Raw genomic sequence first — 26664 nt, forward strand, 5'->3', positions numbered from 1 at the left:
GCTCAGTTCAAGAGCCCGGCATGCCGCATGGCGGCGTCGATCCGGTCCTTGGTGCCCTCGGTCAGCCCGACCAGCGGCGAGCGGACCTCTTCGCTGCATTTGCCCAGCCGCGACAGCGCGTATTTCGCCCCGGCGACGCCCGGTTCGAGGAAGATCGCGATATGCAGCGGCATCAGCCGGTCCTGCAGCTCCAGCGCCTTGACATAGTCGCCCGCAAGCGTCGCCTCCTGGAACTCGGCGCAAAGCCGTGGCGCCACGTTCGCGGTGACCGAGATGCAGCCGCGTCCGCCATGGGCGTTGAAGCCCAGCGCGGTGCCGTCCTCGCCCGACAGCTGCAGGAAGTCGGGGCCGCAGGTGATCCGCTGCTTCGGCACGCGGGACAGATCGCCGGTCGCGTCCTTGACGCCGATGATCCGGGGCAGCTTCGCCAGCTCGCCCATGGTCTCGGGGGTCATGTCGACGACCGACCGGCCGGGGATGTTGTAGATGATGATCGGCAACTCGCAGCAGTCGTGCAGCGCCGTGAAATGCGCGATCATGCCCGCCTGGGTCGGCTTGTTGTAATAGGGCGTGACCACCAGCGCGGCATCGGCCCCGACCTTTTCGGCATATTGCATGAAGCGCACCGCCTCGGAGGTGTTGTTCGAGCCCGCGCCCGCCACCACCGGCACCCGGCCGTCGACGGTCTTGACCACCGCCTCGATCACCGCCTCATGCTCGGCATGGCTGAGCGTGGGGCTTTCGCCGGTGGTGCCCACCGGGACGAAGCCATGGCTGCCTTCGGCCAGCTGCCAGTCGACCAGACGCTTGAGCGTGTCGAAATCCACGGCGCCGTCCTTGAACGGCGTCACCAGGGCTGGAAGGGACCCTTTTATCATGACACGCTCCTTTTCATCTGTGTTCGATGGCCTGTTCTGATAGCCTTGGCGCGAGTCGTGCGCCCGCGCAGCGCGCCGGACCCTATAGCGCCGGCTGCCCGTTGCCAAGTTTGTGAATTGCCCGCATAGACCGCTGCGTGAGACCTTGCCAATCGCCCTTTGCCGACCCTGCCCCGACATGCGTGCCCTGATCCTGCTTTTCCTGATTTCACTGGCCGCTCCGGTCCTCGCGGCCGAGCGCACCGCCCTTGCCAAGGCCATGGTCGCCGTGCGTGCCGACCGCTGGAGCGAGGCCCGCCAGTTGGCCCGTCCCGCCGGTCAGGTCGCGCTCGACATCGTCGAGTGGCGGCGGCTGCGCGCGGGCGAGGGCAGCCTCGACGACTACCGTGCCTTTCTGGCCCGCAATCCCGACTGGCCCGGGCTCGACAAGGTGCGGACCTCGGGCGAGGGCGCGATTGGGGCCGGAGACGATCCGGCGGCGGTGGTGGCCTTCTTCGGCGGGCGGGCCCCGGTCACGGGCGAGGGCGCGCTGCGGCTGGTCGAGGCCGAGGCGGCGCTGGGCCGGACCGGCGAGGCCCAGGCGGCGGCGGTGGCGGCCTGGCAAAGCCTGCCGCTTTCCGAAGCCGCGCAGTCGGCGCTTCTGGCGCGGTTCGGCCGCACGCTGGCCGGGCAGCATGTGGCCCGGCTCGACACGCTTCTGTGGGAGGGGCACGACATTTCGGCCGGGCGGATGCTGAGCCTCGTGCCCGAAGGCTGGCAGAAGCTTGCCGCGGCGCGGATCGCGCTCCGCAATCAGGACCCGGGCGTCGACGCCCGGATCGCGGCGGTGCCGACCTCGCTGCGCAACGATCCGGGCCTCGCTTACGAGCGCTTCATGTGGCGCACCCGCAAGGGCCGGGGCGAGGATGCCATCGCGCTCCTGGACGAGCGCAGCGCCTCGGCCGAAAGCCTCGGGCGCCCGGCGCTCTGGGCCGGGTGGCGGCGCTACTATGCCCATCAGGTGCTGCGCGAGGGCAACCCGAAGCTTGCCTATCGCCTCGCCTCGCGCCACCATCTGAGCGCGGGCGCAAGCTATGCCGAACTGGAATGGCTGTCGGGCTTCATCGCGCTGCGCTTCCTCGACAAGCCCGAGACCGCCTTGACCCATTTCCGCGCCTTCGAGGCGGCGGTCCGGACCCCGATCAGCCTCGGCCGGGCGGGGTACTGGGAGGGCCGCGCGCTCGAGGCGATGCGCCATCCGCAGGAGGCCCGCGCGGCCTATGCGATGGGCGCCCAGTTCCAGACCAGCTTTTACGGGCTTCTCGCGGCCGAGCGCGGCGGCATCGCCATGGACCCCTCGCTCGCCGGGCGTGACTATTACCCCGACTGGCGCGCCCAGCCTTTCGCGCGCAGCTCGGTGGTTTCGGCCGCCTTTCTTCTGCACGAGGCGGGCGAACAGAATCTGGTCGAGATGTTCCTGACCCATCTGGCCGAAAGCGCCGATCCGGCCGGGCAGCGCGCGCTGGCGGGGCTGGCGCTGGAACTGAACGACCACCATGTCGCGCTGCGCATCGCCAAGACCGCCGCCGAGACCGGCAATGTCATGGTCGAGGCCTATTTCCCGGTGACCGAGATCGCCCGCACCCGGCACCCGGTGCCGACCGAGCTGGTGCTGTCGATCGTGCGCCGCGAAAGCGAGTTCGACCCCTCCGTCGCCAGCGGCGCCGGGGCGCTGGGGCTGATGCAGCTGATGCCGACCACCGCCAAGGCGATGGCCGACGAGCTGTCGGTGCGCTATTCCAGTTCCGCCCTGACCGCCGATCCGTCCTACAACGCCCGTCTCGGTGCGGCCTATCTGGCGCATCTGGTCGAGGAATTCGGCCCCAACCCGGTTCTGGTCGCCGCGGCCTACAATGCCGGGCCCAGCCGGGCGCATCGCTGGGTGTCCGAACAGGGAGATCCGCGCGCGGCCGGGGTCGACGTGATCGACTGGATCGAGCTGATCCCGTTCACCGAGACCCGCAACTACGTGATGCGGGTCACCGAGGCCCTGCCGATCTACCGCGCGCGGCTGGCGGGCCGGACAGGTGCCGTCACCCTGTCGAAGGAGCTGAAGGCGAACTGAGCGCCCGCCTTCAGGACCCCCGGGGTCTCAGCCCAGATGATGGACCTCGGGCACGCCCCAGGGCTCGACCGGCAGACCCTCCATCCGTGCCTTCAGCTGCAGCGCCAGGAACTGCGAATAATGGCGCGACTGGTGCAGGTTCCCGCCATGGAACCACAGCCCCTCCTGCCGGGTGGGTTTCCACATGTTGCGCTGTTCGCCCTCCCAGGGGCCGGGGTCCTTGGGGGTGTCGGACCCGAGCCCCCAGCACTTGCCGACCTTGTCGGCCACATCCTGCCCGATCAGGTCGGCGGCCCAGCCGTTCATCGACCCGTAGCCGGTGGCATAGACGATAAGATCGGCCTTCAGATGCGTGCCGTCCTCCAGCATGACGCCATCCTCGACGATCTCGGTCACCTGTCCGCGTTTCAGCGCGATCTCGCCGTCGATGATCAGCTGGCTCGCGCCGATGTCGATGTAATAGCCCGACCCGCGGCGCAGGTATTTCATGAAGAGCCCCGATCCGTCCTCGCCCCAGTCGAGCCAGAACCCGGCCTTTTCCAGCGCCTCGTAGAAGCCCCGGTCGCGCTCGTGCATCTGTTCGTACAGCGGGATCTGGAATTCGTGCAGGATGGCATAGGGGATCGAGGCGAAGATCAGGTCGGCCTTTTCGGTGGTGATGCCCGCCTGCACCGCCTGTTCGGAATAAAGCCCGCCAAGCCCGATTTCCATCAGCGTGTCCGAGCGCACGATATGGGTCGAGGATCGCTGCACCATGGTCACCTTGGCGTCATGTTCCCAAAGGGCCGCGGCGATGTCGTGGGCCGAGTTGTTCGACCCGATCACCACGCAGGACTTGCCGCGATAGGCATCGGGGCCGGGATGCTGCGAGGAGTGGTGCTGATCGCCCCGGAAGGTGTCGTGCCCGGGGAAGTCGGGGATGTTGGGCTTGCCCGACATGCCGGTCGCCAGCACCAGCTGGCGCGGGCGCAGCACGACCTCTTCGCCGTCGCGGTCGACGGTGATCGTCCATTCCTTCGCGGTCTCGTCATAGCTGGCAGAGGTGCAGGTCGAGCGGGTCCAGTAGGTCAGCTCCATCACCTTCGTGTACATTTCCAGCCAGTCGCCGATCTTGTCCTTGGGGCTGAACACCGGCCAGGTGTCGGGGAACTTGATATAGGGCAGGTGGTCGTACCAGACCGGGTCGTGCAGGCAGAGCGACTTGTAGCGCTTGCGCCAGCTGTCGCCGGGCCGGTCGTTCTTTTCGACGATGATCGTCGGCACGCCCAGCATCCTGAGGCGCGCGCCCAGCGCGATACCGCCCTGTCCGCCGCCGACGATCAGCACATAGGGCTGCACCGTGCGCCCCAGCGCCCGGTCTTCGGCCTCGCGTTCTTCCTTCCAGCTGAGGCGGTCCTTGCCCGCGCCGTGCTTCGCCCCCAGCGGCCGGTGGATGCCTTTGGGCTCTTCATGGCCCTTCAGCTCGACCATGGTGGTCAGAAGCGTCCAGATCCGGTCGTCTTTCAGCCGGATCAGCCCGTAGCCGCGCGCAAGCCCGGTTTCGAACCGGATCCAGGCGGTGGTGATGCCGTCCTCTTCGGTCGGGATCTCGCCCTCGGCCAGCGTCCAGCCCTTGGGCCCGGTCGCGGCCAGCCGGTCGCGCAGCATCGCGGCGACCTCCTGCGGGCCCTCGACGGTGCGGATGTTCCAGGTGAAGCTGACGAGATCGCGCCAGTAGCAATCCTCGGTGAACATCCCGACCGCGCGGTCGATGTCGCCCTGGTCCAGCGCGTCTCCGAATGCGGCAAGAACCGCCGAGACGCGGTCGGCATTGGTGGTATCGAGCATTGGTTTCCTCCCTTGCTTCCGGTTTCTCCGGATCTTCGGAGGAGCCGTTCGGCCGGAGGCCGCATGCCGCCGCATGGCAAAGGGAAAGGAACAGCGGCCAAGGGCCGCTGCGGCGGGTCGGGTCCGGCATCGGGGTCGATGTCGCGCATGGCTCCTCCCTCATCGACCTGGGCGGCAGGGTAGGGGCCACGGCCGGGACGGCCAAGCCAGACCATGGTCTGAAAGACGGGCTGCCTCAGCCGCGCCGGGCACGCACCCGTTCGCGCCAGGCGGTAAAGAGCCCCGCGCCCACAACGATGGCCGCGCCCGCCACGACATTGGCGCGCAGCGTCTCGTGGAACACGGTCAGCCCGAAGACCGACGCGAAGACGAGTTGCAGATAGGCGAAGGGCTGGACCGCGCTGGCCTCGGCCACCTCGTAGGTCTTGATCAGCAGGAAATGCCCGAGCGCGCCCGAGACGCACAGCCCGGCCATGAAGCCCCAGTCTACGGCGGTCATCGGCTCCCAGCTCCAGGCGCCGCCCAGCGTGGCCGCGACCGCCCCGGCCGTGCCGGTCCAGAAGAAGCTGGTCGCGGCGCTGTCCTCGCGGGCGACATAGCGGGTCAGCAGCCCGTACACCGCGAAAAGGATGGCCGCGGTCAGCGGGATCAGTGCCAGCGGCGAAAAGACCCGCACTCCGGGTGCGAGGATCACCAGAACGCCGACGAAGCCCACGCCGATCGCGGTCCAGCGTCGCCAGCCGACCTTCTCGCCCAGCACCGGCCCCGAAAGCGCGGCCACCATCAGCGGGTAGGAGGCAAAGACCGAATGGCTTTCGATCAGGCCCAGATGGGTGAAGGCCGCGATCATCACCCAGATCTCGGCCACCAGCACCAGCCCGCGCAGGGTCTGCAGCACCGGCATCCGGGTGCGGGCCGCCGCCGCCAGGCTGCCCGCGTTGCGCCGCGCCAGCACCAGCACGAAGGCGGCGAAGAACCAGTAGCGGATCATCACCACCATCGGGATGTTGTAAAGATCGGCCAGATGCCGCGACAGCACGTCCTGCGCCGAAAAGACGAAGGTCGTGGCGATCATCAGCGTGATGCCAAGCCGGGTGTTCTGCTGGGTCATTTCCGTGCCGTCATGTCAGGCGGGCCGTCGTCATGTGACGTTTGCGGCCGAAGCCGGGCTGGCGGGTCACCTCGAAGCCGGCCTCGGCCAGGCCGCGCCGGACGAATCCGGCCGCGGTATAGGTGGCGGCCGTTCCTCGCGGGGCGGTGTGGCGCGCGACCTCGGCCATCAGCTCGGGCGACCAGAGCTCGGGGTTCTTCGCGGGCGAGAAGCCGTCGAGAAACCAGGCATCGGCCCGGCCCGGCCAGCGCGGCAGCGTCTCGCGCGCATCGCCCTCGACGATCTCGGCGATCAGGTCCTCGGTCTCGATCTTCCGGGCGCCCTCGGCCCAGGCGGCGATCAGCGGGTCGGCCACGGCGCGGGCCTCGGGGAAGGCCGACAGCGCGCGGTCCATCGCCTCGGGGGCCATCGGGAAGGCCTCGAAGCTGGTAAAGCGCAGCGGCCCGGGCACCCCGGCCGCCCGCCAGGCGATCAGCGCCGCCAACAGGTTCAGCCCGGTGCCGAAGCCCAGCTCGGCGATGTGAAAGCCGGGCACGAACCGGCCGGGCAGACCGTTGCCGGTCAGAAACACATGCCGGGTTTCGGCAAGGCCGTCGGCAATCGAGAAATACGGATCGTCGAAGCGCACCGAGACCGGCACGCCGCCTTCGCGCCAGTCGATCTCTGCCCGCTGGCCTTGGGGCAGCGGATCGCCTAGACCGCGAGCGGACTCGTCAGGGCAGAAGGGCGGACGCGATGGCACCGGTGGACGTGACCGTGATGGGGGCAGGGGTATTCGGGTTGTCCTCGGCCTATGCCTGCGCGCGCCGGGGCGCAAGGGTCCGCGTGGTCGAATGGTCGCATCCCGGGGCGGGGGCGAGCGGCACGCCGGTCGGCGCGCTCAGTCCGCATGTGCCCGAGCAGTGGAACCCCAAGAAACAGTTCCAGTTCGAAAGCCTGATCGCGGCAGAACCCTTCTGGGCAGAGGTCGAGGCGACAAGCGGCCGGAGCACGGGCTATGGCCGGGTCGGGCGCTATCAGCCGATTGCCGACGACAAGGCTCTGGCCCGCGCCAGGGCCCGCGCCGCCGAGGCCGAAACGCTCTGGCGGGGGCGCGCGGCCTGGCGGGTGATCCGGGCGGCCGAGGCGACGGGCCTTGTGCCCGAGGCGCCCTCGGGCTGGCTGGTCCATGACACGTTGTCGGCGCGGATCGCGCCACGCGCCGCCTGTGCGGCGCTGGCCGAGGCGATCCGTGCGCTGGGCGGCGAGGTGTCCTGCGGGGCCGAGGGGCCGCTTGAGGGGCTGGTGATCTGGGCCACGGGCTATCCGGGACTGGCCGAACTGTCGGCCGATCTGGGGCATCAGGTCGGCAGCGGCGTCAAGGGACAGGCGGCGATCCTTGCCCATGGGGCAGGCGCGGTACCGCAGGTCTATGCCGATGGCGTGCTGATCGTGCCCCATGCCGATGGCACGGTCGCCGTCGGCTCGACCTCGGAACGCGAGTTCGACGATCCCTACAGCACCGATGCGCGGCTCGATGCGGTGATCGCCCGGGCGCGGGCGGTCTGTCCGGCGCTGGCGGGGGCCGAGGTGGTCGAGCGCTGGGCGGGCGTGCGCCCCCGCGCGAAGACTATCGCGCCGATGCTGGGGCGCTGGCCCGGACGGCCGGGGCAGTTCGTGGCCAATGGCGGCTTCAAGATCGGCATCGGGCTTGCGCCGAAGGTCGGCGAACTGATGGCCGCGCTGGTGCTGGAGGGCAGGGACGACATCCCCGAAGGGTTCCGGGTCGAGGCGAGCCTCTAGCCTCAGCGCCGCCCGATATAGGTCTGGTAGACCCAGATCAGCGCCATCGCACCCAGCACCGCGCCGACCAGTCCCGCCATCGCGCCGGTGATGGTCAGCAGGATGCGGATCAGCACCCCGCCGATCAGCGCGCCCAGCACGCCCAGCGCGACCGTGGTCAGCACATCGGCCTCGACCCGCATGATACGGGTGGCCAGAAAACCGGCCGCAGCGCCGACGATGAGAAGAAAGACCATGCCCATGCGCCGCAATATGGGGCGCGACGAGAGTCTTTGCCAGAGCAGACCGGTCGGGTCCGGGGTTTGGGGGCGGAATGGCACACGCCCCCATCGGCTTGCGCGCAGTCGCGGATCATCTATGCTTGACGCGGACCTTGTTTCAGCGTTCCGGGGGCATGCCGTGAAGTCGGCCGACCGAACCATCTGAATGGCGCCCTGCGCTTCGACGCGGGGCTTCGGCGCGTTGCTTCTGGCGACGGCGCCGTTTTCGCGCATGCGCGCAAGACCCGCTCATTCAGGGAACGGCAAATGGACAATGTATTTGAAAGCCCCTTCCGGGGCATCACGCTCGATCGTCAGGTGACCAACCCGAACATCAAGGTCGGAAAACACAGCTACTATTCAGGCTACTACCATGGCCACAGCTTCGATGACTGTGCCCGCTACCTGCTGCCCGACGAGGGCGTCGACCGCCTTCTCATCGGCAGCTTCTGTTCGATCGGAACCGGCGCGGCCTTCATCATGGCAGGCAATCAGGGCCATCGCAGCGACTGGATCAGCACCTTTCCGTTCTACTGGATGCCGGAGGTCGAAGCCTTCGGCGGTGCCCGGAACGGCTATCGTCCGTCCGGGGACACGGTCATCGGCAATGATGTCTGGATCGGGGCCGAGGCGGTCGTGCTGCCGGGGCTGACGATCGGCGACGGCGCCGTGATCGGCACCCGCGCGGTGGTGACCCGCGATGTCGCGCCCTATGCGGTCGTGGCGGGCAACCCGGCCCGGACGATCCGCAAGAGGTTCGAGGACAGGATCGTCGCCCTGCTGCTGGAGATGCGATGGTGGGACTGGTCCGAGGACCAGCTGAGGGACGCGATGCCGATGCTGACAAGCGGCGATGTCGAGAAGCTCCACCTGCATTGGCAGGAGCATATCCGCGCCTGAGCCGGGGATGGCACAGGTCTTGCACGCCGCGACTTCGGGCTGCGGGGCCTGTGCCCGATCCCTTGTCCGCGGGGCGCCTTGCGCCGCGCGGGCCTGTCTCAGTCCAGACGTTCGGGCAGCGGAAAGCCGCGCAGGATCTCGGCGGCACTCATCGGGCGCTTGCCCTGGCGCTGGGCCTCCAGGATCTCGACCGCGCCCTCGCCGCAGGCGATGGTGAGCCCGCCCAGGACCGTGCCGGGGTTCGCAGACCGCTCTACCGCGCGGGCGCGCAACAGCTTCAGCCGTTCGCCCGCGACATTGCACCAGGCGCCGGGGAAGGGCGAGAGCCCGTTGATATGGCGTGCGACCTCGGGGGCAGGGCGGGTCCAGTCGACCTTCGCCTCGGTCTTGTCGATCTTGGCGGCATAGGTCACGCCGTCCTCGGGCTGATCCTCGGGCGGCAGATCGCGCAACTTTTCGAGCGTCTCGACAATCAGCCGGGCGCCCATGGCCGACAGCCGGTCATGCAGCTCGCCCGTGGTCTCCTCGGGGCCGATGGGCGTCGTTTCGCGCAACAGCACCGGCCCGGTATCGAGCCCTTCCTCCATCTGCATGATGCAGACGCCGGTTTCGGTATCGCCCGCCATGACTGCGCGGTGAATGGGCGCGGCGCCCCGCCAGCGCGGCAAGAGCGAGGCATGGATGTTCAGGCAACCCCGGCAGGGCGCCTCGAGGATCTGGCGCGGCAGGATCAGCCCGTAGGCCACCACGACCGCCACATCGGGGTCGAGCGCGGCGAAGGCGATGTCCTGTTCCTCGGTCCTCAGCGTCTTCGGGTGACGGACCATCAGCCCCAATTCTTCGGCGCGGGCGTGCACCGGCGTCGGGCGGTCCTTCTTGCCGCGGCCTGCGGGGCGGGGCGGCTGGGTGTAGACGCAGGCGATCTCGTGGCCTGCCGCGACCAGCGCGTCGAGCACCGGCACCGAGAAGTCCGGCGTTCCCATGAACGTCACCCGCATCAGCGTTTCCCCAGTTTCCGGGCCTTCTTCAGAAGGCGGTCGCGTTTCAGCCTTGAGAGGGTGTCGAAATACATCCGCCCCGCAAGATGGTCGATCTGATGCTGCACCGATGTCGCCCAGAGACCGGAAAATTCGCGCGTCTCGGGTTCGCCCTGCTCATTGAGGAAGCGCACCGTGACCCGGGCGGGCCGGGTGATCGTGGCATCGACCCCGGGCAGGCAGGGGCTCGCCTCGTCATAGGCCGACAGATCGTCCGAGGCGGCCACGATCTCGGGATTGGCCAGCCGGACGGCCGCGCCGCGTGTCTCGTTGCAGTCGAGGACCGCAAGGCGCAGCAGCACACCGATCTGGTTCGCGGCCAGCCCGACGCCATGGCCGGGCATCGCCTCCATGGTGTCGATCATGTCGGCCCAGATCGCGCGGATCTCGTCGGTCACGGCCTCGACCGGCGCGGCCGGGGTGGCCAGGCACGGGTCGGGCCAGTGCAGGATCGGGCGGATCATGCGCCGTAGGCCGCTTCCAGTTCGGACCGCTGGCCGGCATCGACCCGGTTCAGGGTGACTATGCCGTCGAGATGGTCGATCTCGTGCTGGGCGCAGACCGCCGAGATGCCCGACAGCACCTCGCGCCGACGGGTGCCGTCGAGATCGGTCCACCGCAGGGTGATCTCGATCGCCCGCTCGACCTCGGCCACGATCCCGGGCAGCGACAGGCAGCCCTCGGGGCCGGTCATGGTGTCGGCGGCGCGCTCCTCGATCACCGGGTCGACGAAGATCCGCGGGCTGCGCGGCCCGGCGGCACCGTTGACGTCCATCACGAACAGTCGTTTCAGCACGCCGACCTGCGGCGCGGCCAGCCCGCGCCCGGGCGCCGCGTACATGGTGTCGAGCATTTCCTGCGCCAGACGCGCGATTTCCGGCGTCACCTGCCCGACCGGCTCGCAGGGCGTCGCAAGACGCGGGTCCGGCCAGTGCAGGATCGGCAGGACGCTCACGCCCGGCCCCGTTCGCGTTTAAGCTTGACCATCTTGCGGGTGATGAGCTGACGCTTCAGCGGCTTGAGATAGTCGATGAAGAGCTTGCCCTCGAGATGGTCGATCTCGTGCTGGACGCAGGTCGCCCAGAGCCCGGTGAACTTGTCTTCCTTCGGATCGCCCGACGGGTCGGTCCAGCGCACGATCACCTCGGCCGGGCGGGTGACCTCGGCATAGGTCTCGGGGATCGACAGGCAGCCCTCTTCGTGGATGTTCTTGTCGTCCGAGGCCCAGACGACCTCGGGGTTGAACATCGCGAAGGGCTGGGGCCGGGCGCCCTCGTCCTTGGCGCAGTCCATGACGATCAGCCGCGACAGCACGCCGATCTGCGGCGCGGCGAGCCCGATGCCCGGCGCGTCATACATGGTTTCCAGCATGTCCTCGGCAAGCTTCTGCAGCTCGGCGGTGATGTCCGACACCGGGTCGGCCACCGTCTTGAGGCGCGGGTCGGGATGGATCAGGATCGGTCGAATGCTCATGATCGTCGGATTTAGGCGAAGCCGCGCCGCCGCGCAATGCGGCGTGTCAGGCTCAAGCATCGGCCCGGACCGGGCAGAGACCTTGCGCTGGGGCGCCAAGTCGCTAGCTTGACGCGCGCAAGACAGGAGCGCCCCATGAATTTCGACGAGATCATCGACCGCCGCGGCACCCATTCCTCGAAATGGGACATGATGGAGCCGATCTATAGCGTTCCGGCGGCGGACGGGCTGGCGATGTGGGTCGCCGACATGGACTTCCGCCCGCCGGCCTGCGTGGCCGAGGCGCTGCGTGGCATGCTCGATCACGGGATCTTCGGCTATTTCGGCGACGACCGCGCCTACAAGGAGGCGATCGGCTGGTGGATGCAGACCCGCCATGGCTGGAAGGTCGATCCGGCCGCGATCTTCACCACCCACGGGCTTGTGAACGGCACCGCGATCTGCGTCGACGCCTTCACCGCGCCGGGCGACGGGGTGGTGCTGTTCACGCCGGTCTATCACGCCTTTGCCCGGGTGATCCGGGCGGCGGGGCGCGTGGTCGTCGAATGCCCGCTGGTCAACCGGGACGGCCGCTATGAAATGGACTTCGCGGCCTATGACGCGCAGATGACCGGGGCCGAGACCATGGTGATCCTGTGTTCGCCGCACAATCCCGGCGGCCGGGTCTGGACCCGCGACGAATTGCAGGGCGTCGCCGATTTCGCGAAACGCCACGATCTGGTGCTGGTCTCGGACGAGATCCATCACGACCTGGTCTATCCGGGCGCGCCGCGCCACACGGTCATGGATCTGGTCGATGACACCGTGCGCGACCGGCTGGTCATGCTGACCGCCACGACCAAGAGCTTCAACATCGCGGGCACCCATACCGGCAACGTGATCGTGCCCGACCCGGCGCTGCGCGCGCGCTTCGCGGCCCGGATGGCGGCGCTGGGCCTGTCGGCGAACTCCTTCGGCATGATCATGGCAACCGCCGCCTATTCGCCCGAGGGCGCGGGCTGGATCGACGCGCTGATGACCTATCTCGACGGCAACCGGGTGCTGTTCGACGAGGGGATCAACGCGATCCCGGGGCTGTCGTCGATGCCGCTCGAGGCGACCTACCTGTCCTGGGTCGATGCCTCGGGCACCGGTATGTCGTCCGAGGAATTCACCCGCCGGGTCGAGGCGGACGCGAAGATCGCGGTGAATCACGGGGCCAGCTTCGGCACCGGCGGCGAGGCCTTCCTGCGCTTCAACATCGCGACCCCGAGGGCCCGCGTCGCCGAGGCGGTCGAGCGGTTGCAGAAGGCCTTCGCCGACCTGCAATAGCCCCAAAGCCCCGTGCGGTGACGCAGGGGCCATGCGCGGCCAGAGGCGATGCCGGGGCCGCGCGGGCCGCTATCTCTTCCCGAAACAGAAGGAGGAGATATGGGATATCTCATGGATGGCCGCTGGGAGAGCGGCTGGTACGACACCGAAAGCCATGGCGGGCGCTTCGTCCGCTCGACCGCCGGTTTTCGCAACTGGATTACCCCCGAGGGCGCCCCGGGACCCAGCGGCTCGGGCGGGTTTGCCGCCGAAAGCGGGCGTTATCATCTTTACGTCTCCTATGCCTGCCCCTGGGCGCACCGGACGCTGATCTTCCGCGCGCTGAAGGGGCTGGAGCCGCATATCGGCGTCTCGGTGGTGCATCCCGACATGCTGGACGATGGCTGGACCTTCGACACCGGCTTTCCCGGCGCGACCGGCGACAGGCTTTATGGCCTGCCCTTCCTGCGCGACATCTACACCAGGGCGAAACCGGATGTTTCGGGCCGGGTGACGGTGCCGGTGCTCTGGGACACGCAGCGCCAGACCATCGTGTCGAACGAATCGTCCGAGATCATCCGCATGTTCAATTCGGCCTTCGACGGCCTGACCGGCAATCGCGACGACTATTGGCCCGAAGACCTGCGCGACGGCATCGACGAGATCAACGCGCGGGTCTACGACAGCGTCAACAACGGCGTCTACAAGGCCGGGTTCGCCACCTCGCAGGAAGCCTATGACGAGGCGGTTCGGGCCCTGTTCGACAGTCTCGACTGGCTGGAGAAGCGGCTTGCGACCCGCCGCTACCTGATGGGCGAGCGGGTCACCGAGGCCGACTGGCGGCTGTTCACCACGCTCCTGCGTTTCGATCCGGTCTATCACCTGCACTTCAAGTGCAACCGCAACCGGCTGATCGACATGCCCAATCTCTGGGCCTATGCGCGCGAGCTGTACCAATGGCCGGGCGTGGCCGCGACGGTGCATTTCGACCATATCGTGCGGCACTACCACTACAGCCACGACACCATCAATCCGAACCGGATCATCCCGATCAATCCGCGGATCGACTGGACTGAACCGCATGGGCGCGACCGGCTGAAAGCGGCCTGACCCGGCTTGTCTGCCGGTAACAGCTTGGTAAGGTGACGGCCGTAAAACGATTTTGTCTAAAATGGTCCGGAGCCTTTTCATGCGCCTGTCGCCGTCCTTGCCCGTTCTCTGCCTGCTGTCGCTGGGCTTCGCTCCCGGAGCGCCCGGCGGGGCCTGGGCGGCCTGCGGCGGCGATTTCGGCGGCTTCGTGGCGGGGCTTCGCGACGAGGCGGTGCGCCGGGGCCACGATGCCGGGGCGGCGCGGACCTTCCTTGCCGGCGTGCGGCAGGACCCTGCGGTGATCCGGGCAGACCGGGCGCAGGGGGTGTTTCAGCGGGATTTCATCGACTTCTCGCGACGATTGATCAGCCAATCGCGGCTGGACAACGGGCGGCAGAACGCCGCCCGCTACGACGCCGTGTTCGATAAAATCGAACGGACCTACGGCGTCTCGCGCGGCGTGTTGTTGGCGTTCTGGGCCCTCGAAACCGATTTCGGGGCGGTCCAGGGCGACTTCAACACGCTGAACGCGCTGGTCACGCTGGCCCATGACTGCCGGCGGCCCGAGCTGTTCCGGCCGCAGGTCTTCTCGGCGCTGACGCTTTACGAACGCGGCGATTTCGACCCGGCCCGCACCACCGGGGCCTGGGCGGGCGAGATCGGTCAGGTGCAGATGCTACCCGCCGACATCCTTGAAAACGGCGTCGATGGCGATGGCGACGGGCATGTGCTGCTGAAGACCTCGGCGCCCGATGCGCTGATGTCGGCCGCGAAGATGCTGAAGGGGCTGGGTTGGCGCGCGAACGAGCCCTGGCTGCAGGAAATCGTCATTCCGGCCAATCTCGACTGGGCCGAGACCGGGCTCGACCACGGCAAGCGCGTGTCGGACTGGGCGCGGCTGGGGGTGCGGGCGCGCAATGGCAGCCTCGGCCCCGGCAACCTGTCGGCCTCGGTACTGCTGCCGATGGGGCGGAACGGCCCGGCCTTTCTCGCCTATCCCAACTTCCGCGTCTATTTCGAGTGGAACCAGAGCCTCGTCTACGTGACGACCGCGGCCTATCTGGCGACCCGTTTCGAGGGCGCGCCGATCTTCGATCCGCGCGCGCCCGAGCCGGGCCTTTCGGGTCCCGAGATGAAGTCACTGCAGCAGAAGCTGGCGCAGCGCGGCCACGATGTCGGCGGGATCGACGGCATTCTTGGCGAAAAGACCCGCGAGGCGGTGCAGACCGAACAGATCCGGCTGGGCCTTCCGGCCGATTCCTGGCCGACGCGCGCGCTTCTGGACCGGCTCTGACCGCCGCCTCAGGCAGCGGCCAGCCCTTGGGCGCCTGGCCCGCGCCTTACCAGTCGATGAAATCCTCGAAGGCGTCGATCGACTGGCGCCACAGGTCGATGGTCGTCGCGAACAGCTTGTCGTCGACCCCCGGATCGGCCAGGATCACGTCCATCTCAAGGCCCGGATCGCCCTCGTCGTCAAGCGTGGCCTTGGTGAACAGCCATTCGCGGTTCCACTGGTTCATCTTCAGCGCGGTGACCGGGTCGGGCATGTCATAAGCGACGTAGAACTGGATCGAGCTGCAGTCGGTATTGTCGGTGCAGCCGTAGAACAGCACCGAAAATTCGGTGTTCGACTTTCCCGTCAGATGGGTCACGATCTTGGGGTCGCCGAGATCGTCGGTTTCCATCGTCGCCGCCAGGCCTTCGGCGCGGAGCGCCTTCAGCACCGTATCGGGGTCCGAGGCGATGACATCGGCCGATGCCGCTCCGGCCCAACACGACAGGGCCAACAGGCTCGGCGCACAGCGGGAAAGGGTCCGGCGGGCGGAAAACGGGCGTGTCATCGAAAGGTCTCCTTGGTCTTGAGCAGTCTGTGCCGAGGCAGTGCCGGTCGCGGCCGGAACTGTCAACCGGGCGACAGTTCCGGCCCTGCACTTCAGAAGCCGATGAATTCCTCGAAGACCTGCAGGGCTTCGGACCAGATCTCGCAGATATTCAGGAAGTTGCGGTAGCCCATCCCGTCATGGTCGAGGTTGACGTCGACGATCAGGGCCGGTTCGCCCGCGTCGTTGACCACGGCCTTGGCGAACATCTGGGCGTTGTTCCAGCGGTTCATGGCGTCCGGGTCCAGTGGCTGTTGCAGCGCATAGCGGGCGATGAACTGCACCGCGCCGCAATTGCCGTTCGAGCTGCACTTGTAGAAGAGCACGGTGAAATTGGTGCCGCGAACCCGGGCCTCGATCTTGGGGTCGCCCTGGGTGTCGACGCCCATGCTGGCGGTGAAGCCTGCATCGCGCAGCACGCCCAGCACCTGGTCGGGATCGGCGGCGCGCACCGGTTCCGAGGCCTGCAGCGGTCCGGCCAGAAGGATCTGGGCGCCCAAAAGACAGGCCGCGACAAGACGACGGGACGGACGCATCAACACCTCCTGCGGGGCGCGGGGTCGGCGCGCATCAGGACGCCGCGCGGTGCGGCTGTCAACCCCGCGGCCGAGGTCAGGCGACGAGGGCCTCGGCCTTCTTCAGATCGACCGACACGAGCTGGCTCACGCCCTGTTCGGCCATGGTGACGCCGAACAGCCGGTCCATCCGGCTCATGGTCACCGCGTGGTGGGTGATGATCAGGAAGCGCGTGTCGGTGCGCCGGGTCATCTCGTCCAGCATGTCGCACATCCGGGTGACGTTGGCGTCGTCAAGCGGCGCGTCGACCTCGTCGAGCACGCAGATCGGCGCCGGATTGGCCAGGAAGACGCCGAAGATCAGCGCCAGTGCGGTCAGCGTCTGTTCGCCCCCCGACAGAAGCGACAGGGTCGACAGCTTCTTGCCCGGCGGCTGGCACATGATTTCCAGCCCGGCCTCCAGCGGATCGTCGGATTCGACCAGCACCAGCCGGGCCTCGCCGCCTCGGAACAGGTTGGTGAACAGCAGCGCGAAATTCGCGTTCACCTGCTCGAACGCGGTCAGAAGCCGCTCGCGGCCCTCGCGGTTGAGACTGGCGATGCCTGCGCGCAGCGTGCGGATCGCCTCGTCGAGGTCATGCTTTTCGGCGGTGAGGGTGTCATGTTCTTCCTGCACCGCGCGCGCATCCTCCTCGGCGCGCAGGTTGACCGCGCCCAGCGCCTCGCGCTGACGCTTGAGCCGGGTCACCTCATGCTCGATCGTCTCGGCCGACGCCATCCGGTCGGGGTCGTCGCCCAGCTTTTCCAGCAGGTCGGCGGGCGTTGTTTCCAGCTCTTCGGCGATCCGGGCGGTGGCCTGGGCCACCGTCTCGCGGGCGGCCTCGGCGCGGGCCTCGGTCGCGGCGCGGGCCTCGCGGGCCTCGCCCGCCCGGCGCTCGGCCTCGCGGGCGGCATGATCGGCCTCGCGGGCCCGGGTCTCGGCCGCGGCCAGCGCTTCGGCGGCGGCGGCGCGCCGGGTCTCGGCGGTCTCGATCTGACCGGCCAGATCCTCGCGGCGTTCGGCGATTTCCTCGGGCAGGGCGGCGGCGCGGTCGAGCTCTTCTTCGGACGCGGCCCTGCGGCTTTCAAGCTCGGCGACGCGGGTTCCGGCGGTGTCGAGCCGCTGGCGCCAGGTCTGGGCCTCGCGCGCGATCTGCGCCAGCCGCTTGGTGCGCGCCTCGCCGTCGCGTTTCAGCTCGTCATGGGCGGCGCGGCGGGCGATCATCGTCATCCGCGCGGCCTCGACCGTGGTGCGCACGTCTTCCAGCCGCGCCCGCGCCGCATCGAGATCGCCCAGCGAGGCCAGTTGCCCCTCGGCCTCGCTCAGCCGAAGACGCGCGCCGGTCGCCTCGTCCTCGTGGCGCAGCACCGCCATCCGCGCGGTTTCAAGCCGGCTCTCGGCCATCTGGCGGTCGGCCTCGGCCCGCGACAGGGCGCGGCCCAGATCGGCCAGCGCGCGGTCGGCCTCGCGGCGGGCCTCGCGGGCGGCGCGGTCGGCCTCGGTCGCGGCCTGCAGCTCGCGCGACAGCGCCTCATGCGCCTCGGACGCGGTCTCTGCCCGTATCTCGGCCTCGTCCAGATCGCGCCGAAGCTCGGCCAGACGGTTCAGCTGTTGCAGCCGGAGCGCCGCGGCGCTGGGCGCATCGGCGGCGGCGGCGCGGAACCCGTCCCAGCGCCAGAGATCGCCCGCCGGGCTGACCAGCCGCTGGCCGGGGCCAAGAGCGGGTTGCAGCCGCGCCCCGGTTTCGGCATCGGGTACCAGCCCGATCTGGCCGATCCGGCGGATCAGCGCCTCGGGCACCGCGACATGGGCCGACAGCGGCGCGGCCCCCTCGGGCAGGGGCGGCTCGGACGGGTAGGGCGGCAGCGCGAGCCAGCCCGACGCCGCGCCGTCCCGCACCACCGGCGAGCGCAAATCGTCGGCCAGCGCCGCACCCAGCGCCTTTTCATAGCCCTTGTCGACACCCAGAAGATCAAGGATCTGCCCGCCCTCGGCGGTGTCGCGCTCGACCAGCCGGGCGAGCGCCCCGACCTCTGCCCTCAGCGCCCCGGCCTCGCCCTCGGCCGAGGATTTCTGCGCCCGCGCCTCGGCCTCGCGGGACTGGATCTCGGCCCGGGCCTCGTCGGTCGCGATCAGCCGCGCCTCGGCCTCTTCGGCGCTGTCCTGGGCCGCGTCCTGCCGGGCGGCGGCCTCGTCCATCGCGGTGCGCGCCGCGGACAGGTTCGCTTCGGCCGCGGTCACCGTCGCGCGCGCCTTGGCGGCCTCGTCCTCGTTGCGCTGCAGCGTGCGGGCCGCGTCCTCGCGCAGGCGCTGGGCCGACTGATGGCGCGCGACCAGCCGGGCCATGTCCTCGGTCATCTGGCTTTGCGCCTCTTCGCGGTCGCGCAGGACCTCGGCGGCGGCATGGGCGGCCTCGGCGGCCTCGTCGAGCGCGGCGTCATGGCCCTCATGCTCGGCCGACAGCTCGGCGGCCTCGGTCTCGAGCCGCTCCAGCGTTTCGCCCGCGTCGCGGTTCAGCGCCGCCTCGCGCTCGATGTCGCGGGTCATCTGGTCTATCCGGCCGGTCAGGGTCTGGATCGCCTGGCGCGCGCGCTCGTCCTCCTGCACCAGCGCGTCGCGCTGGACGCTCAGGCGTTGCAGCACGGCGGCGGCGATGGCCTCTTCCTCGCGGAGTGCGGGCAGCGCGGTCTCGGCCTCGGTCCGCAGCCGGTCGGCCTCGCGCGCGGCGGTCTCGGCGCGGCCGGCCTCGCGGGTGCGTTCGGTCAGCGCGGCTTCGGCGGCGGCGCGGGCGGTATCGGCCTCCTGCCAGCGGCGGAACAGCAGCGTCCCCTCGGCGCGGCGCAGCTCTTCGGCGATGGCGCGGTAGCGCGCGGCCTGTTTCGCCTGCCGCGCCAGTTGCGCCAGTTGCTGGGCCAGCTGTTCCAGCACGTCATCGACCCGGGCAAGGTTCTGTTCGGCCGCGTTCAGCCGCAGTTCCGCCTCGTGGCGGCGCTGGTAAAGCCCCGCGATCCCGGCCGCGTCCTCGAGGATGCGGCGCCGGGCGCGCGGCTTGGCGTTGATCAGTTCGGAAATCTGGCCCTGCCGGACCAGCGCGGGCGAGGTCGCGCCGGTCGAGGCATCGGCAAACAGCATCTGCACGTCGCGGGCGCGCACGTCCTTGCCGTTCAGCTTGTAGGCCGAACCCGCGTCGCGGGTGATGCGGCGGATGACGTCCAGCATGTCGCTGTCGTTGAAGCCCGCGGGCGCCAGCCGGTCGGCATTGTCGATCTGCAGGCTGACCTCGGCGAAATTGCGCGCCGAACGGGTCGAGGTGCCCGCGAAGATCACGTCTTCCATGCCGCCGCCGCGCATCGCGGTCGGACGGTTCTCGCCCATCACCCAGCGCAGCGCCTCAAGCAGGTTCGACTTGCCGCAGCCGTTCGGCCCGACGACGCCGGTCAGGCCGTCGGCGATCACCAGATCGGTGGGATCGACGAAGCTCTTGAAGCCGTTCAGCCTGAGCCGGGTGAAACGCAAACGGGGTCTCCTGATTCCGCGTGGTCTTGCGATCCTTCGGGCAAGGCCCGGGCCTGTCAAGCGCGCCGCCCTTCATATCGGTGCGATGCCGGGGTTTTCCACAAGATATTGCGGAAATAGGGCCGGGCACGGTCCCCGCGCCGTCCTGCTCTGGCCAATGGAGTGCCGCGAATACCGCTTCCCGGAAGGCCCGGCCGGTCCTAGAACAGGTCCATGCCGGTTTCGCTTGCTTCCCTCACCGATCTTGCGGCGCTCGCTTTCGACGAGATCCTCGACGTGCGCTCGCCGGCGGAATACGCCGAGGATCACATTCCCGGCGCGATTTCCCTGCCCATCCTGTCGAACGAAGAGCGCGCGCGGGTCGGCACGATCTACACCAGGCAAAGCCCGTTTCTGGCCCGCAAGATCGGCGCCGCCCTCGTCGCGCGGAACGCCGCGAGGCATATCGAGACCGCGCTGGCCGACAAGCCCAAGAGCTATCGGCCGCTGGTCTATTGCTGGCGCGGGGGCCAGCGCTCGGGGTCTTTCGCGCTGATCCTCGGCCAGATCGGCTGGCGCGCCGAGACGATCGAAGGCGGCTGGCGCAGCTATCGCCGGCTGGTGCAGGAGGCGCTTTACGGCCAGCCCTGGCCGGCGCCGGCGGTGCTGCTTGACGGCAATACCGGCACCGCCAAGACCGAGATCCTGGGCCTGCTGCGCGCGGCCGGGGTGCAGGTGCTGGATCTGGAGGGCCTTGCCAACCATCGCGGGTCGCTTTTCGGTGCGATGCCGGGCGGCCAGCCCGCGCAGAAGGGGTTCGAGACGGCGCTGGCGATGGCCCGCGCCGGGCTCGATCCGCTGCGCCCCGTGGTGATCGAGGCGGAATCGAGCAAGATCGGCCATCTCAACCTACCCCGGGGGCTGTGGGAGGCGATGAAGGCCGCGCCCCGGCTGGAGCTGTCGGTGCCGCTGGCGGCGCGCGCGGCCTATCTGGCGCGGCGCTATCGCGATGTGACGGATGACCCGGCGCGGCTTCTGGCCACCATCGACGGGCTGGCGCCGCAGCATCCGCGCGGCCGGATCGAGGCCTGGCGCGCGCTGGCCGCCGAGGGCGCGTTCGAGACCCTGGCTGCAGGGCTGATGGCCGACCATTACGACCCGCGCTACGGGCGCCAGCGCGCGCGGTTCGAGGACCGGCCGACGCGCCGCGTGACGCTGGACGGGCTCGACCCCGCCGCGCTGGCGGCGGCGCTGCCCGGACTGATGGCCGAAATCGACGCGCTGGCGCAGCTTTAGGCGTCAGGCTCCGGGCCGGTCGTGGAACTGCGCCATGAACCTGCGGTCGATGCGGTCCTTCCAGCGCCAGACCCAGCGGCCCTCGATGCGCACCGGCCAGCGGTCGGCGGCCGCGCGCTTCTCGCCCATCGAGATCAGCTTCAGATACTCCTTCTGCGGGCGGTAGGCGGTCAGCGGCCGCCCGGTCAGCGCGGCGATCAGGTTTTCGCGCAGCACCGGCGCCTCGCGCACCGCGAAGACGCCCGCCTTGGGCCGGGGCGCGTGCGAGAGATGCGCGCAGTCGCCCGCCGCGAAAACGCCGGGGTCCGAGACCGCGCGCAGGGTCTCGTCGACCGTCACGAAGCCGTCGGTCAGGTGCAGCCCGGTGCCCGCCAGCCAGCCCTGCGGGCGCGTGCCCGCCGCGCCGATCACCAGCCCGGCCGGGATCTGTTCGCCGCTGTCCAGCACCGCGCCCGCCGCCTCGATCCGGGCGACCCGGACGCCGGTGCGCAGCACGATCCCCTGCCGCGCGAGCCGGTCGGTCATCGCGGCGCGGGCGGGCGGCCGCACGTCGCGCAGGATCTCGGGGGCCGCATCCAGCAGCGTGATCTCGGGCACCCGCCCGGCACCGGCCAGACGGTACTGCGCGGCCAGCGCCAGCTCGACCCCCGCCACGCCCGCGCCGATCACCGTTACCCGAGGCGCTGCAAGGCCCGCGGCGGCATCGGCCGCAAAGCCTTGCCAGCGCGCGGCGAAGGGACCGAGCGGCTTGGCGGGCACGGCATGGGCGGCAAATCCCGGCAGGCCGGGCAGGTCCGAGGAGATGCCGATATCGAGCGAGGCGATGTCGTAGGGCACGGGCGTCTGCCCTGCGACATGGACGCGCCGGTTGCCGGTGTCGAGCCCGTCGGCCCGGCCGAGGATCAGCCGGGCGCCCGCCGCGCGCGCCAGCCGCGCAAGGTCGATCTGCAACTGGTCGAGCCGGTAATGTCCCGCGACGAAGCCCGGCAACATGCCGGAATAGGCGGCCCGCGGCTCGGGGTCGATCAGCGTCAGCCGCAGGCCCGTCGCCGGGCGCCCGATCAGCGCGCGCAGGACCAGCGCATGGGTGTGGCCACCGCCGATCAAGACAAGATGCGGGGCCATGGGCTAGTAGCCTGTCATTTCCAGATAGCCCTCGCCCGGATGGCTGCCGGTCGCGGTGACGGGCCCTTCCCAGTAGGGCACGCGGGTGTCGTTCCAAGCCTGCGGTTGCATCGCCGCGATGGCGATGTCGAGATCGCGGGCCGGAAGGCGGACCCGCCACGCGGTCGGGATATCGCGGCCCGCGACGCGGGTGGTCGTACCCGGGATCATCTCGACCTCGCCGGGGGCCAGCGGCGTGGGCGTGCCGTCCGGCGCGATCCAGGTGCCGGTGGTATAGTCGCCCCGGGCGCCTCTCAGCCGGTAGACCATCAGCCTGGCCCCGTCGTCGAGATGCAGCGACAGCCAGTCCCAGCCGGTCTGGTCCGCGGCCAGCGGCTGGCTGGACCATTCCCGGTCGAGCCAGGCCGTGCCCTCGACCGTCACGCTGCGGTCGGGGAAGTCCAGACGGCCCGTGACCCGGTAGAAGGGCTGCGAATAGTAATGGCTGGCCTGCTCGTCCTCGGACTTGACCGAATAGCCCTGCGTGCCCTGCAGAACCAGCGGGCCGGAGGCCGCAAGCGCCAGATCGTAGGCAAAGCCGGTGCCGTTTGCGGTGAGGCTGAGCGCCGAAAGCGGATCGGCGCCGGGGGCGGCGGTGCTGGCCATCACCCAGTCGTCGATCTCGGCCCGGAACGGATCGAGCGTGACGCCTGCCTGCCCGATCCCGCCGCGCGCCAGCCGCTCGGCGGTGCGGTGGTCCTCGGCCGAGGTCAGGGCGGCATGGGCCATCCAGGCAGTCCGGGTCTGCCAGCCCTCGCCCGGATCGCCCGGCGCCAGCGCGTTACGGAACAGCGTCCACTGGATGCCGTAGTCCCGCCCGTCCGCGCCCCTGAGGTTGGCGGTGACATACCACCACTCGATCCGGAAATCCGGGTGGGCGCCGTGATCGGCGGGGAACTGCAGCCGTGTGTCGGGGCTGGGCAGGGCAAAGCCGTCCTCGGTGGTGCCGAGCCCGGCAAAGCCCTGGGCGAGGGCGGGCAGCGGCAGCAGCAGCGCGATCAGAAGGGCCCTAACGTTCATCGGCAAAGACCTTCAGCAGGTGGACCGGCGCGAGGCGCGACAGACGCCAGGCGGGCCAGGCGGCGGCCAGCGCGGCGGCGGCCAGCGCCAGCGCCCCCAGCCACAACCAGTCGCGCGGGAAAAGATGCATCGGCAGCCGCCAGCCGAAGGCCTCTACATTGATGACCGCCAGCAGCACCCAGGCCAGCAACAGTCCCACCGGCACCGCCAGCACCATGGTCAGCGCGGCCAGCAAGAGCGCGCGCAGCAGTTCCAGCCGCGCGAGCCGCCCCCGGGTCAGCCCCAGCGCCCAGACGGGGGCCAGCTGCGGCAGCCGCATGGTCGACAGCGTCAGCAGGCTCATGAACATGGCAAAACCCGCGACGCCCATGGTCAGCACGTTCAGCGCGGCGGTGACGGCGAAGGTGCGTTCGAACACCATCAGCGAGATCGTCTTGACCTCCTGCTGCGAGATCATGTTGTCCTGCGGCAGGCGGAATGCGTCCTCGATGGCATCGCGCAGCGCGGGCACCTTGGCCGGATCGGTGCGGATCGCATAGCGCAGCCGGTCGATGTCGGGATAAAGCGCGACCAGATCGGCAACGCCGATAATGACCTGCCCCCTGGTGTTGCCGTAATCGGCATAGACCCCCACCAGCGGCCGGGACGCGCCGCCCGGCAGCGGCACCGGATCGCCCAGATGCAGGCCCGCCCGGCGCCAGAGCTGTTCGTTGACGATGGCGCCCTCGCCCCGGGCCAGCACCTGCCAGACGGTCTTGTCGCCCAGAAGCATCGGCCAGTGATCGGGATAGGTGCGGTGATCGGCGACGCCATAGACCTCGCCCGGGCGGCCGAGGATCGTGCCGTCGATCTTCCAGATCGGCAGCAGCGCGTCGGTGCGGGGGGCCAGCCAGTCGGCGAGGCGCCGGGCCTCGTCCTCGGTGCGGGCAGTCACGTAAAGCTCGGACGGCAGGCGCTGGTCGAGCCAGGCGGTGAAGGCCAGCCGGAAGCTCGACACCATGGTGCCGACCCCGATATTGGCCGACAGTGCCAGCAGCAGCGCCATCAGCGCCAGCGACAGGCCCGGCAGTTGCTGGCGGGTGTCGGCCCAGAACCACTGCGCGATGACGCCCTTGGACAGCCGCTCGCCCGCGGCCAGCGCCACGGCCAGCGCGCCCGGCAAGGCCAGCGCCGCGGCCAGCAGAAGCGCTCCCAGCAGCACGAAACCGCCCACCAGCCCCTCGCCCCAGAGCGCGGCGGCCAGGGCGATCAGCGCCAGAAGACCCGCAAGCCCGGTCTGCCACCCAAGGCTGCGGGCCGAGGCGCGGGTCCAGGCGCGGGGCTGGGCGGGGGCCAGCACCGGCATGCGCGCCAGACGCCACAGGCTTTGCGCTGCCGCGGCGGCTGCGCCCGCCAGAGCCATGCCCAGTCCCGCCAGCGCCCATTCGGGGCGCAGCGACAGGCTGCCCGAGACGGTCGCGCCGTAAAGCCCGCGCAGGGTCGCCGCCACATTGGGCAACAGCCCCGCCGCGATGACATAACCAAGCGCGATGCCGACGATCCCGGCCACAAGGGCAAAGCCCATGATCTCGGCTGCCAGAAGGCCCACCAGCGTACGCAGCGGCAGGCCAAGGGCGCGCAGTGTGCGGAAGATCGGGCGGCGCTGTTCGAAGGCGAGCCCGATGGCTGAATGCACGATGAACAGCCCCACCGCGAAGGACAGGAAGCCGAAGGCGGTCAGGTTCAGATGAAAGCTGCCGGTCAGCGCGCCCATGTCGGCCTGCTCGACCGGGGTCTGGCGGGCAAGGGTCGGCGCGACCTCTGCCAGCGGCCGCTGGCGCAGCGGCTGATCGGGCGCGACCAGCAGGCGGGTGATCTGCCCCTCGGCGCGCAAGAGGCGCTGGGCCACGCCGATATCGACGAAGAGGATGCCGGGCGCCATGCCCTCGGCTGCAGCCAGCGGCGGCAGGCCCTCGGCGCCGATGCGGGACAGTTCCTCGACCGTCTGGGGGGCGGCGAAGGCCAGCCCTTGGTCCGAGAAGAACTCGGCCGTGCGGTCCTGTCCGGTGACCGCGTCGGGCAGGCTTCCGGCAGGCAGGGTGAAGGGATCGACCCCGAGGATGCGCACCGGCACGCCGCGATGGGACCAGCGGCCCTCCAGCACCGGCGAGACCAGCCAGCCGGCGCGGCGCAGGTCCAGAAAGACCTGCTGGTCGAAATTCTGCCCGTCGCGCTTGGAGAGACTATCCAGTCGGTCCTGCGACAGCACCGCCGCCGCCCGGTCGTAGCTTTGCCGCGCCTCGGCATTGATCGCCTGCACCCCCGACCAGAGCGCGGTGGCAAGCGCCAGCCCCAGGAACAGGCCCGCCAGTTGCAGCGGGTGGCGCCGCCAATGCGACAGAAGCGCGGTGAAGGCCGTGCGGATCATGCCGCGAGCCGCCCGCCCGCAAGATGCACCCGGCGGCCGAGCCTTGCCGCGAGCCGGGGCGAATGGGTCACCATCAGAAGTCCCGCACCCGCCTCGGTCCCCAGCTCCAGCATCAGGTCCATGACCGCGTCGCCGGTGGCCTCGTCAAGATTGCCGGTGGGCTCGTCGGCCAGCAAAAGCGCGGGCCGGATCGCCAGCGCCCGGCCGATGGCCACACGCTGCTGCTGGCCGCCCGACAGCTGTTCGGGATAGCGCGACATCAGGGCCGACAGCCCGAGGCGGCTGGCCAAAGCCGCGATCCAGTCCGGGTCGTGGCGTCCGGCAAGCCGGGCCTGGAAGGCGAGGTTCGCGGCCACGTCAAGCGAGGGGATCAGGTTGAACTGCTGGAAGACCAGCCCCACGGTCTGGCGCCTCAGCGCGGCAAGACGCGGGTCGGGGGCGTCGGTCAGGTCCTGCCCCGCGACCTCGATCCGGCCGCTGTCGGCGCGGTCGAGCCCGGCGCACAGGTGCAGAAGCGTGCTTTTGCCGGACCCGGATTCGCCGGTCAGCGCGACCGTCTCGCCGGGGCCGACCGAAAGATCGACGCCGCGCAGCACCTCGACCCGGGTGCCGCCGGTCTCGTAGGCCTTGCCGACGCCGGTAAGTGACAAGATCATGGGCCGCCTCCCGTCTGCTGCGCCTATCTAGCGCGACCGGCGGCCGGGCACACCCCCGTCGGGGCCGGCGGGGTGCCGCACCCCGGAGCCCGGTCGAAGCCCTGGGCCGGGTCGAAGCCTGGTCGAGGCACGGTCGAGGCCCGGGGGCCTAGTCGAAGACGGTGCCGGGCCGGATGCCGATCCGCTTGAACAGCATCGCGGCCGGGCAGAAGCCGGTGACCGAGGCCTGCATCATGTTCAGCCCGACAAAGGCGGTCAGCAGGTACCACCAGGGCGAGGCCCAGGTGCCGAGGGCAAGCGACAGAAGGATCATGAGGCCCGCGAACATCATCACGGCGCGGTCGAGTGTCATTGGCCGGTCTCCCTGACTGGACCGGGGCCGTATCGCCCCGGACAGGCGAAGGATAAGGTCGCCCACAAACGAATTCAAGAAATAGAAT

Annotated in this window: 24 protein-coding genes; 7 read left to right on the forward strand and 17 right to left on the reverse strand. The window is 69.7% G+C overall.

Annotation, left to right across the window (positions count from 1 at the left end):
• Window positions 1–2: 2 nt before the first annotated feature.
• On the reverse strand, window positions 3–878 hold the full coding sequence (gene dapA, locus BYZ73_RS07500; protein WP_112315483.1) for a 4-hydroxy-tetrahydrodipicolinate synthase: 876 nt from the start codon (window positions 876–878) through the stop codon (window positions 3–5).
• Between the two features lie 178 nt (window positions 879–1056).
• Between dapA and BYZ73_RS07505 the strand changes: the two genes are divergently transcribed.
• Complete coding sequence (locus tag BYZ73_RS07505; protein ID WP_112315484.1) at window positions 1057–2982, forward strand: lytic transglycosylase domain-containing protein; 1926 nt, start codon at window positions 1057–1059, stop codon at window positions 2980–2982.
• Window positions 2983–3009: 27 nt separating this feature from the next.
• Here BYZ73_RS07505 and BYZ73_RS07510 read toward each other — a convergent pair whose 3' ends face one another.
• The 3 genes from BYZ73_RS07510 to mnmC2 form a co-directional block, all read right to left on the reverse strand.
• A complete protein-coding gene (locus BYZ73_RS07510) occupies window positions 3010–4809 on the reverse strand; it encodes an NAD(P)/FAD-dependent oxidoreductase (protein ID WP_112315485.1) in 1800 nt (599 codons plus the stop codon).
• A 235-nt stretch (window positions 4810–5044) separates the two neighbouring features.
• Complete coding sequence (locus BYZ73_RS07515) at window positions 5045–5920, reverse strand: DMT family transporter (protein WP_112315486.1); 876 nt, start codon at window positions 5918–5920, stop codon at window positions 5045–5047.
• A 10-nt stretch (window positions 5921–5930) separates the two neighbouring features.
• On the reverse strand, window positions 5931–6662 hold the full coding sequence (mnmC2, locus tag BYZ73_RS07520) for a tRNA (5-methylaminomethyl-2-thiouridine)(34)-methyltransferase MnmC2 (protein ID WP_425451069.1): 732 nt from the start codon (window positions 6660–6662) through the stop codon (window positions 5931–5933).
• On the opposite strand from mnmC2, the gene BYZ73_RS07525 reads away from it, so the two are divergent.
• Window positions 6656–7702 (forward strand): NAD(P)/FAD-dependent oxidoreductase, encoded by a 1047-nt coding sequence (locus tag BYZ73_RS07525; protein ID WP_112315487.1) that lies wholly within the window; start codon window positions 6656–6658, stop codon window positions 7700–7702. The two genes, mnmC2 and BYZ73_RS07525, sit on opposite strands and share 7 nt — an antisense overlap.
• A gap of 2 nt (window positions 7703–7704) precedes the next feature.
• On the opposite strand, the gene BYZ73_RS07530 is transcribed toward BYZ73_RS07525, so the two are convergent.
• On the reverse strand, window positions 7705–7944 hold the full coding sequence (locus BYZ73_RS07530) for a GlsB/YeaQ/YmgE family stress response membrane protein (protein WP_108027468.1): 240 nt from the start codon (window positions 7942–7944) through the stop codon (window positions 7705–7707).
• A gap of 285 nt (window positions 7945–8229) precedes the next feature.
• Between BYZ73_RS07530 and catB the strand changes: the two genes are divergently transcribed.
• Window positions 8230–8862, forward strand: coding sequence for a type B chloramphenicol O-acetyltransferase (gene catB / locus BYZ73_RS07535; RefSeq protein WP_112315488.1), 633 nt, complete (start codon window positions 8230–8232; stop codon window positions 8860–8862).
• A 98-nt stretch (window positions 8863–8960) separates the two neighbouring features.
• Here catB and fmt read toward each other — a convergent pair whose 3' ends face one another.
• From fmt to def (BYZ73_RS07555), 4 genes are read right to left on the reverse strand one after another with little or no spacing between them, the layout of a single operon-like run.
• Complete coding sequence (fmt, locus tag BYZ73_RS07540) at window positions 8961–9860, reverse strand: methionyl-tRNA formyltransferase (RefSeq protein WP_112315489.1); 900 nt, start codon at window positions 9858–9860, stop codon at window positions 8961–8963.
• Window positions 9860–10363: a peptide deformylase gene (gene def / locus BYZ73_RS07545; protein WP_108027465.1), complete on the reverse strand. Its 504-nt coding sequence runs from the start codon at window positions 10361–10363 to the stop codon at window positions 9860–9862. The genes fmt and def (BYZ73_RS07545) overlap by 1 nt, the downstream gene beginning before the upstream one ends.
• Window positions 10360–10854, reverse strand: coding sequence for a peptide deformylase (gene def / locus BYZ73_RS07550; RefSeq protein WP_108027464.1), 495 nt, complete (start codon window positions 10852–10854; stop codon window positions 10360–10362). Before def (BYZ73_RS07550) ends, def (BYZ73_RS07545) begins: the two co-directional genes overlap by 4 nt.
• A complete protein-coding gene (gene def, locus BYZ73_RS07555; protein WP_112315490.1) occupies window positions 10851–11372 on the reverse strand; it encodes a peptide deformylase in 522 nt (173 codons plus the stop codon). Before def (BYZ73_RS07555) ends, def (BYZ73_RS07550) begins: the two co-directional genes overlap by 4 nt.
• A 135-nt stretch (window positions 11373–11507) precedes the next feature.
• On the opposite strand from def (BYZ73_RS07555), the gene BYZ73_RS07560 reads away from it, so the two are divergent.
• From BYZ73_RS07560 to BYZ73_RS07570, 3 genes are all read left to right on the forward strand, one after another.
• On the forward strand, window positions 11508–12683 hold the full coding sequence (locus BYZ73_RS07560) for a MalY/PatB family protein (protein WP_112315491.1): 1176 nt from the start codon (window positions 11508–11510) through the stop codon (window positions 12681–12683).
• Between the two features lie 99 nt (window positions 12684–12782).
• Window positions 12783–13772, forward strand: coding sequence for a glutathione S-transferase family protein (locus BYZ73_RS07565; RefSeq protein WP_112315492.1), 990 nt, complete (start codon window positions 12783–12785; stop codon window positions 13770–13772).
• A gap of 79 nt (window positions 13773–13851) precedes the next feature.
• Window positions 13852–15045, forward strand: coding sequence for a lytic murein transglycosylase (locus tag BYZ73_RS07570; protein WP_112315615.1), 1194 nt, complete (start codon window positions 13852–13854; stop codon window positions 15043–15045).
• Between the two features lie 46 nt (window positions 15046–15091).
• On the opposite strand, the gene BYZ73_RS07575 is transcribed toward BYZ73_RS07570, so the two are convergent.
• From BYZ73_RS07575 to BYZ73_RS07585, 3 genes are all read right to left on the reverse strand, one after another.
• Window positions 15092–15592 carry a YbjN domain-containing protein gene (locus tag BYZ73_RS07575; protein WP_112315493.1) on the reverse strand — a complete coding sequence of 167 codons (501 nt, stop codon included), beginning with the start codon at window positions 15590–15592 and terminating at the stop codon, window positions 15092–15094.
• Between the two features lie 92 nt (window positions 15593–15684).
• Window positions 15685–16167: a YbjN domain-containing protein gene (locus BYZ73_RS07580; RefSeq protein WP_108027459.1), complete on the reverse strand. Its 483-nt coding sequence runs from the start codon at window positions 16165–16167 to the stop codon at window positions 15685–15687.
• A 76-nt stretch (window positions 16168–16243) separates the two neighbouring features.
• Window positions 16244–19702 (reverse strand): AAA family ATPase, encoded by a 3459-nt coding sequence (locus BYZ73_RS07585; protein ID WP_112315494.1) that lies wholly within the window; start codon window positions 19700–19702, stop codon window positions 16244–16246.
• Between the two features lie 213 nt (window positions 19703–19915).
• On the opposite strand from BYZ73_RS07585, the gene mnmH reads away from it, so the two are divergent.
• Window positions 19916–20977: a tRNA 2-selenouridine(34) synthase MnmH gene (gene mnmH / locus BYZ73_RS07590; protein WP_112315495.1), complete on the forward strand. Its 1062-nt coding sequence runs from the start codon at window positions 19916–19918 to the stop codon at window positions 20975–20977.
• Window positions 20978–20980: 3 nt separating this feature from the next.
• Here the strand turns inward: mnmH and BYZ73_RS07595 are convergent, their stop codons facing one another.
• From BYZ73_RS07595 to BYZ73_RS07615, 5 genes are all read right to left on the reverse strand, one after another.
• On the reverse strand, window positions 20981–22102 hold the full coding sequence (locus BYZ73_RS07595) for an FAD-dependent oxidoreductase (RefSeq protein WP_112315496.1): 1122 nt from the start codon (window positions 22100–22102) through the stop codon (window positions 20981–20983).
• A 3-nt stretch (window positions 22103–22105) separates the two neighbouring features.
• The gene (locus BYZ73_RS07600; RefSeq protein ID WP_112315497.1) at window positions 22106–23161 is read right to left on the reverse strand and encodes a lipocalin-like domain-containing protein; all 1056 of its coding nucleotides are present in this window, start codon (window positions 23159–23161) and stop codon (window positions 22106–22108) included.
• Window positions 23151–25568 (reverse strand): ABC transporter permease, encoded by a 2418-nt coding sequence (locus BYZ73_RS07605; RefSeq protein WP_112315498.1) that lies wholly within the window; start codon window positions 25566–25568, stop codon window positions 23151–23153. Before BYZ73_RS07605 ends, BYZ73_RS07600 begins: the two co-directional genes overlap by 11 nt.
• Window positions 25565–26224, reverse strand: coding sequence for an ABC transporter ATP-binding protein (locus tag BYZ73_RS07610; RefSeq protein WP_112315499.1), 660 nt, complete (start codon window positions 26222–26224; stop codon window positions 25565–25567). The genes BYZ73_RS07605 and BYZ73_RS07610 overlap by 4 nt, the downstream gene beginning before the upstream one ends.
• A 148-nt stretch (window positions 26225–26372) precedes the next feature.
• On the reverse strand, window positions 26373–26576 hold the full coding sequence (locus BYZ73_RS07615; protein ID WP_112315500.1) for a YgaP family membrane protein: 204 nt from the start codon (window positions 26574–26576) through the stop codon (window positions 26373–26375).
• Between the last annotated feature and the right edge of the window lie 88 nt (window positions 26577–26664).

It is taken from the genome of Rhodovulum viride, assembly GCF_003265965.1.
GTDB lineage: Bacteria > Pseudomonadota > Alphaproteobacteria > Rhodobacterales > Rhodobacteraceae > Rhodovulum > Rhodovulum kholense.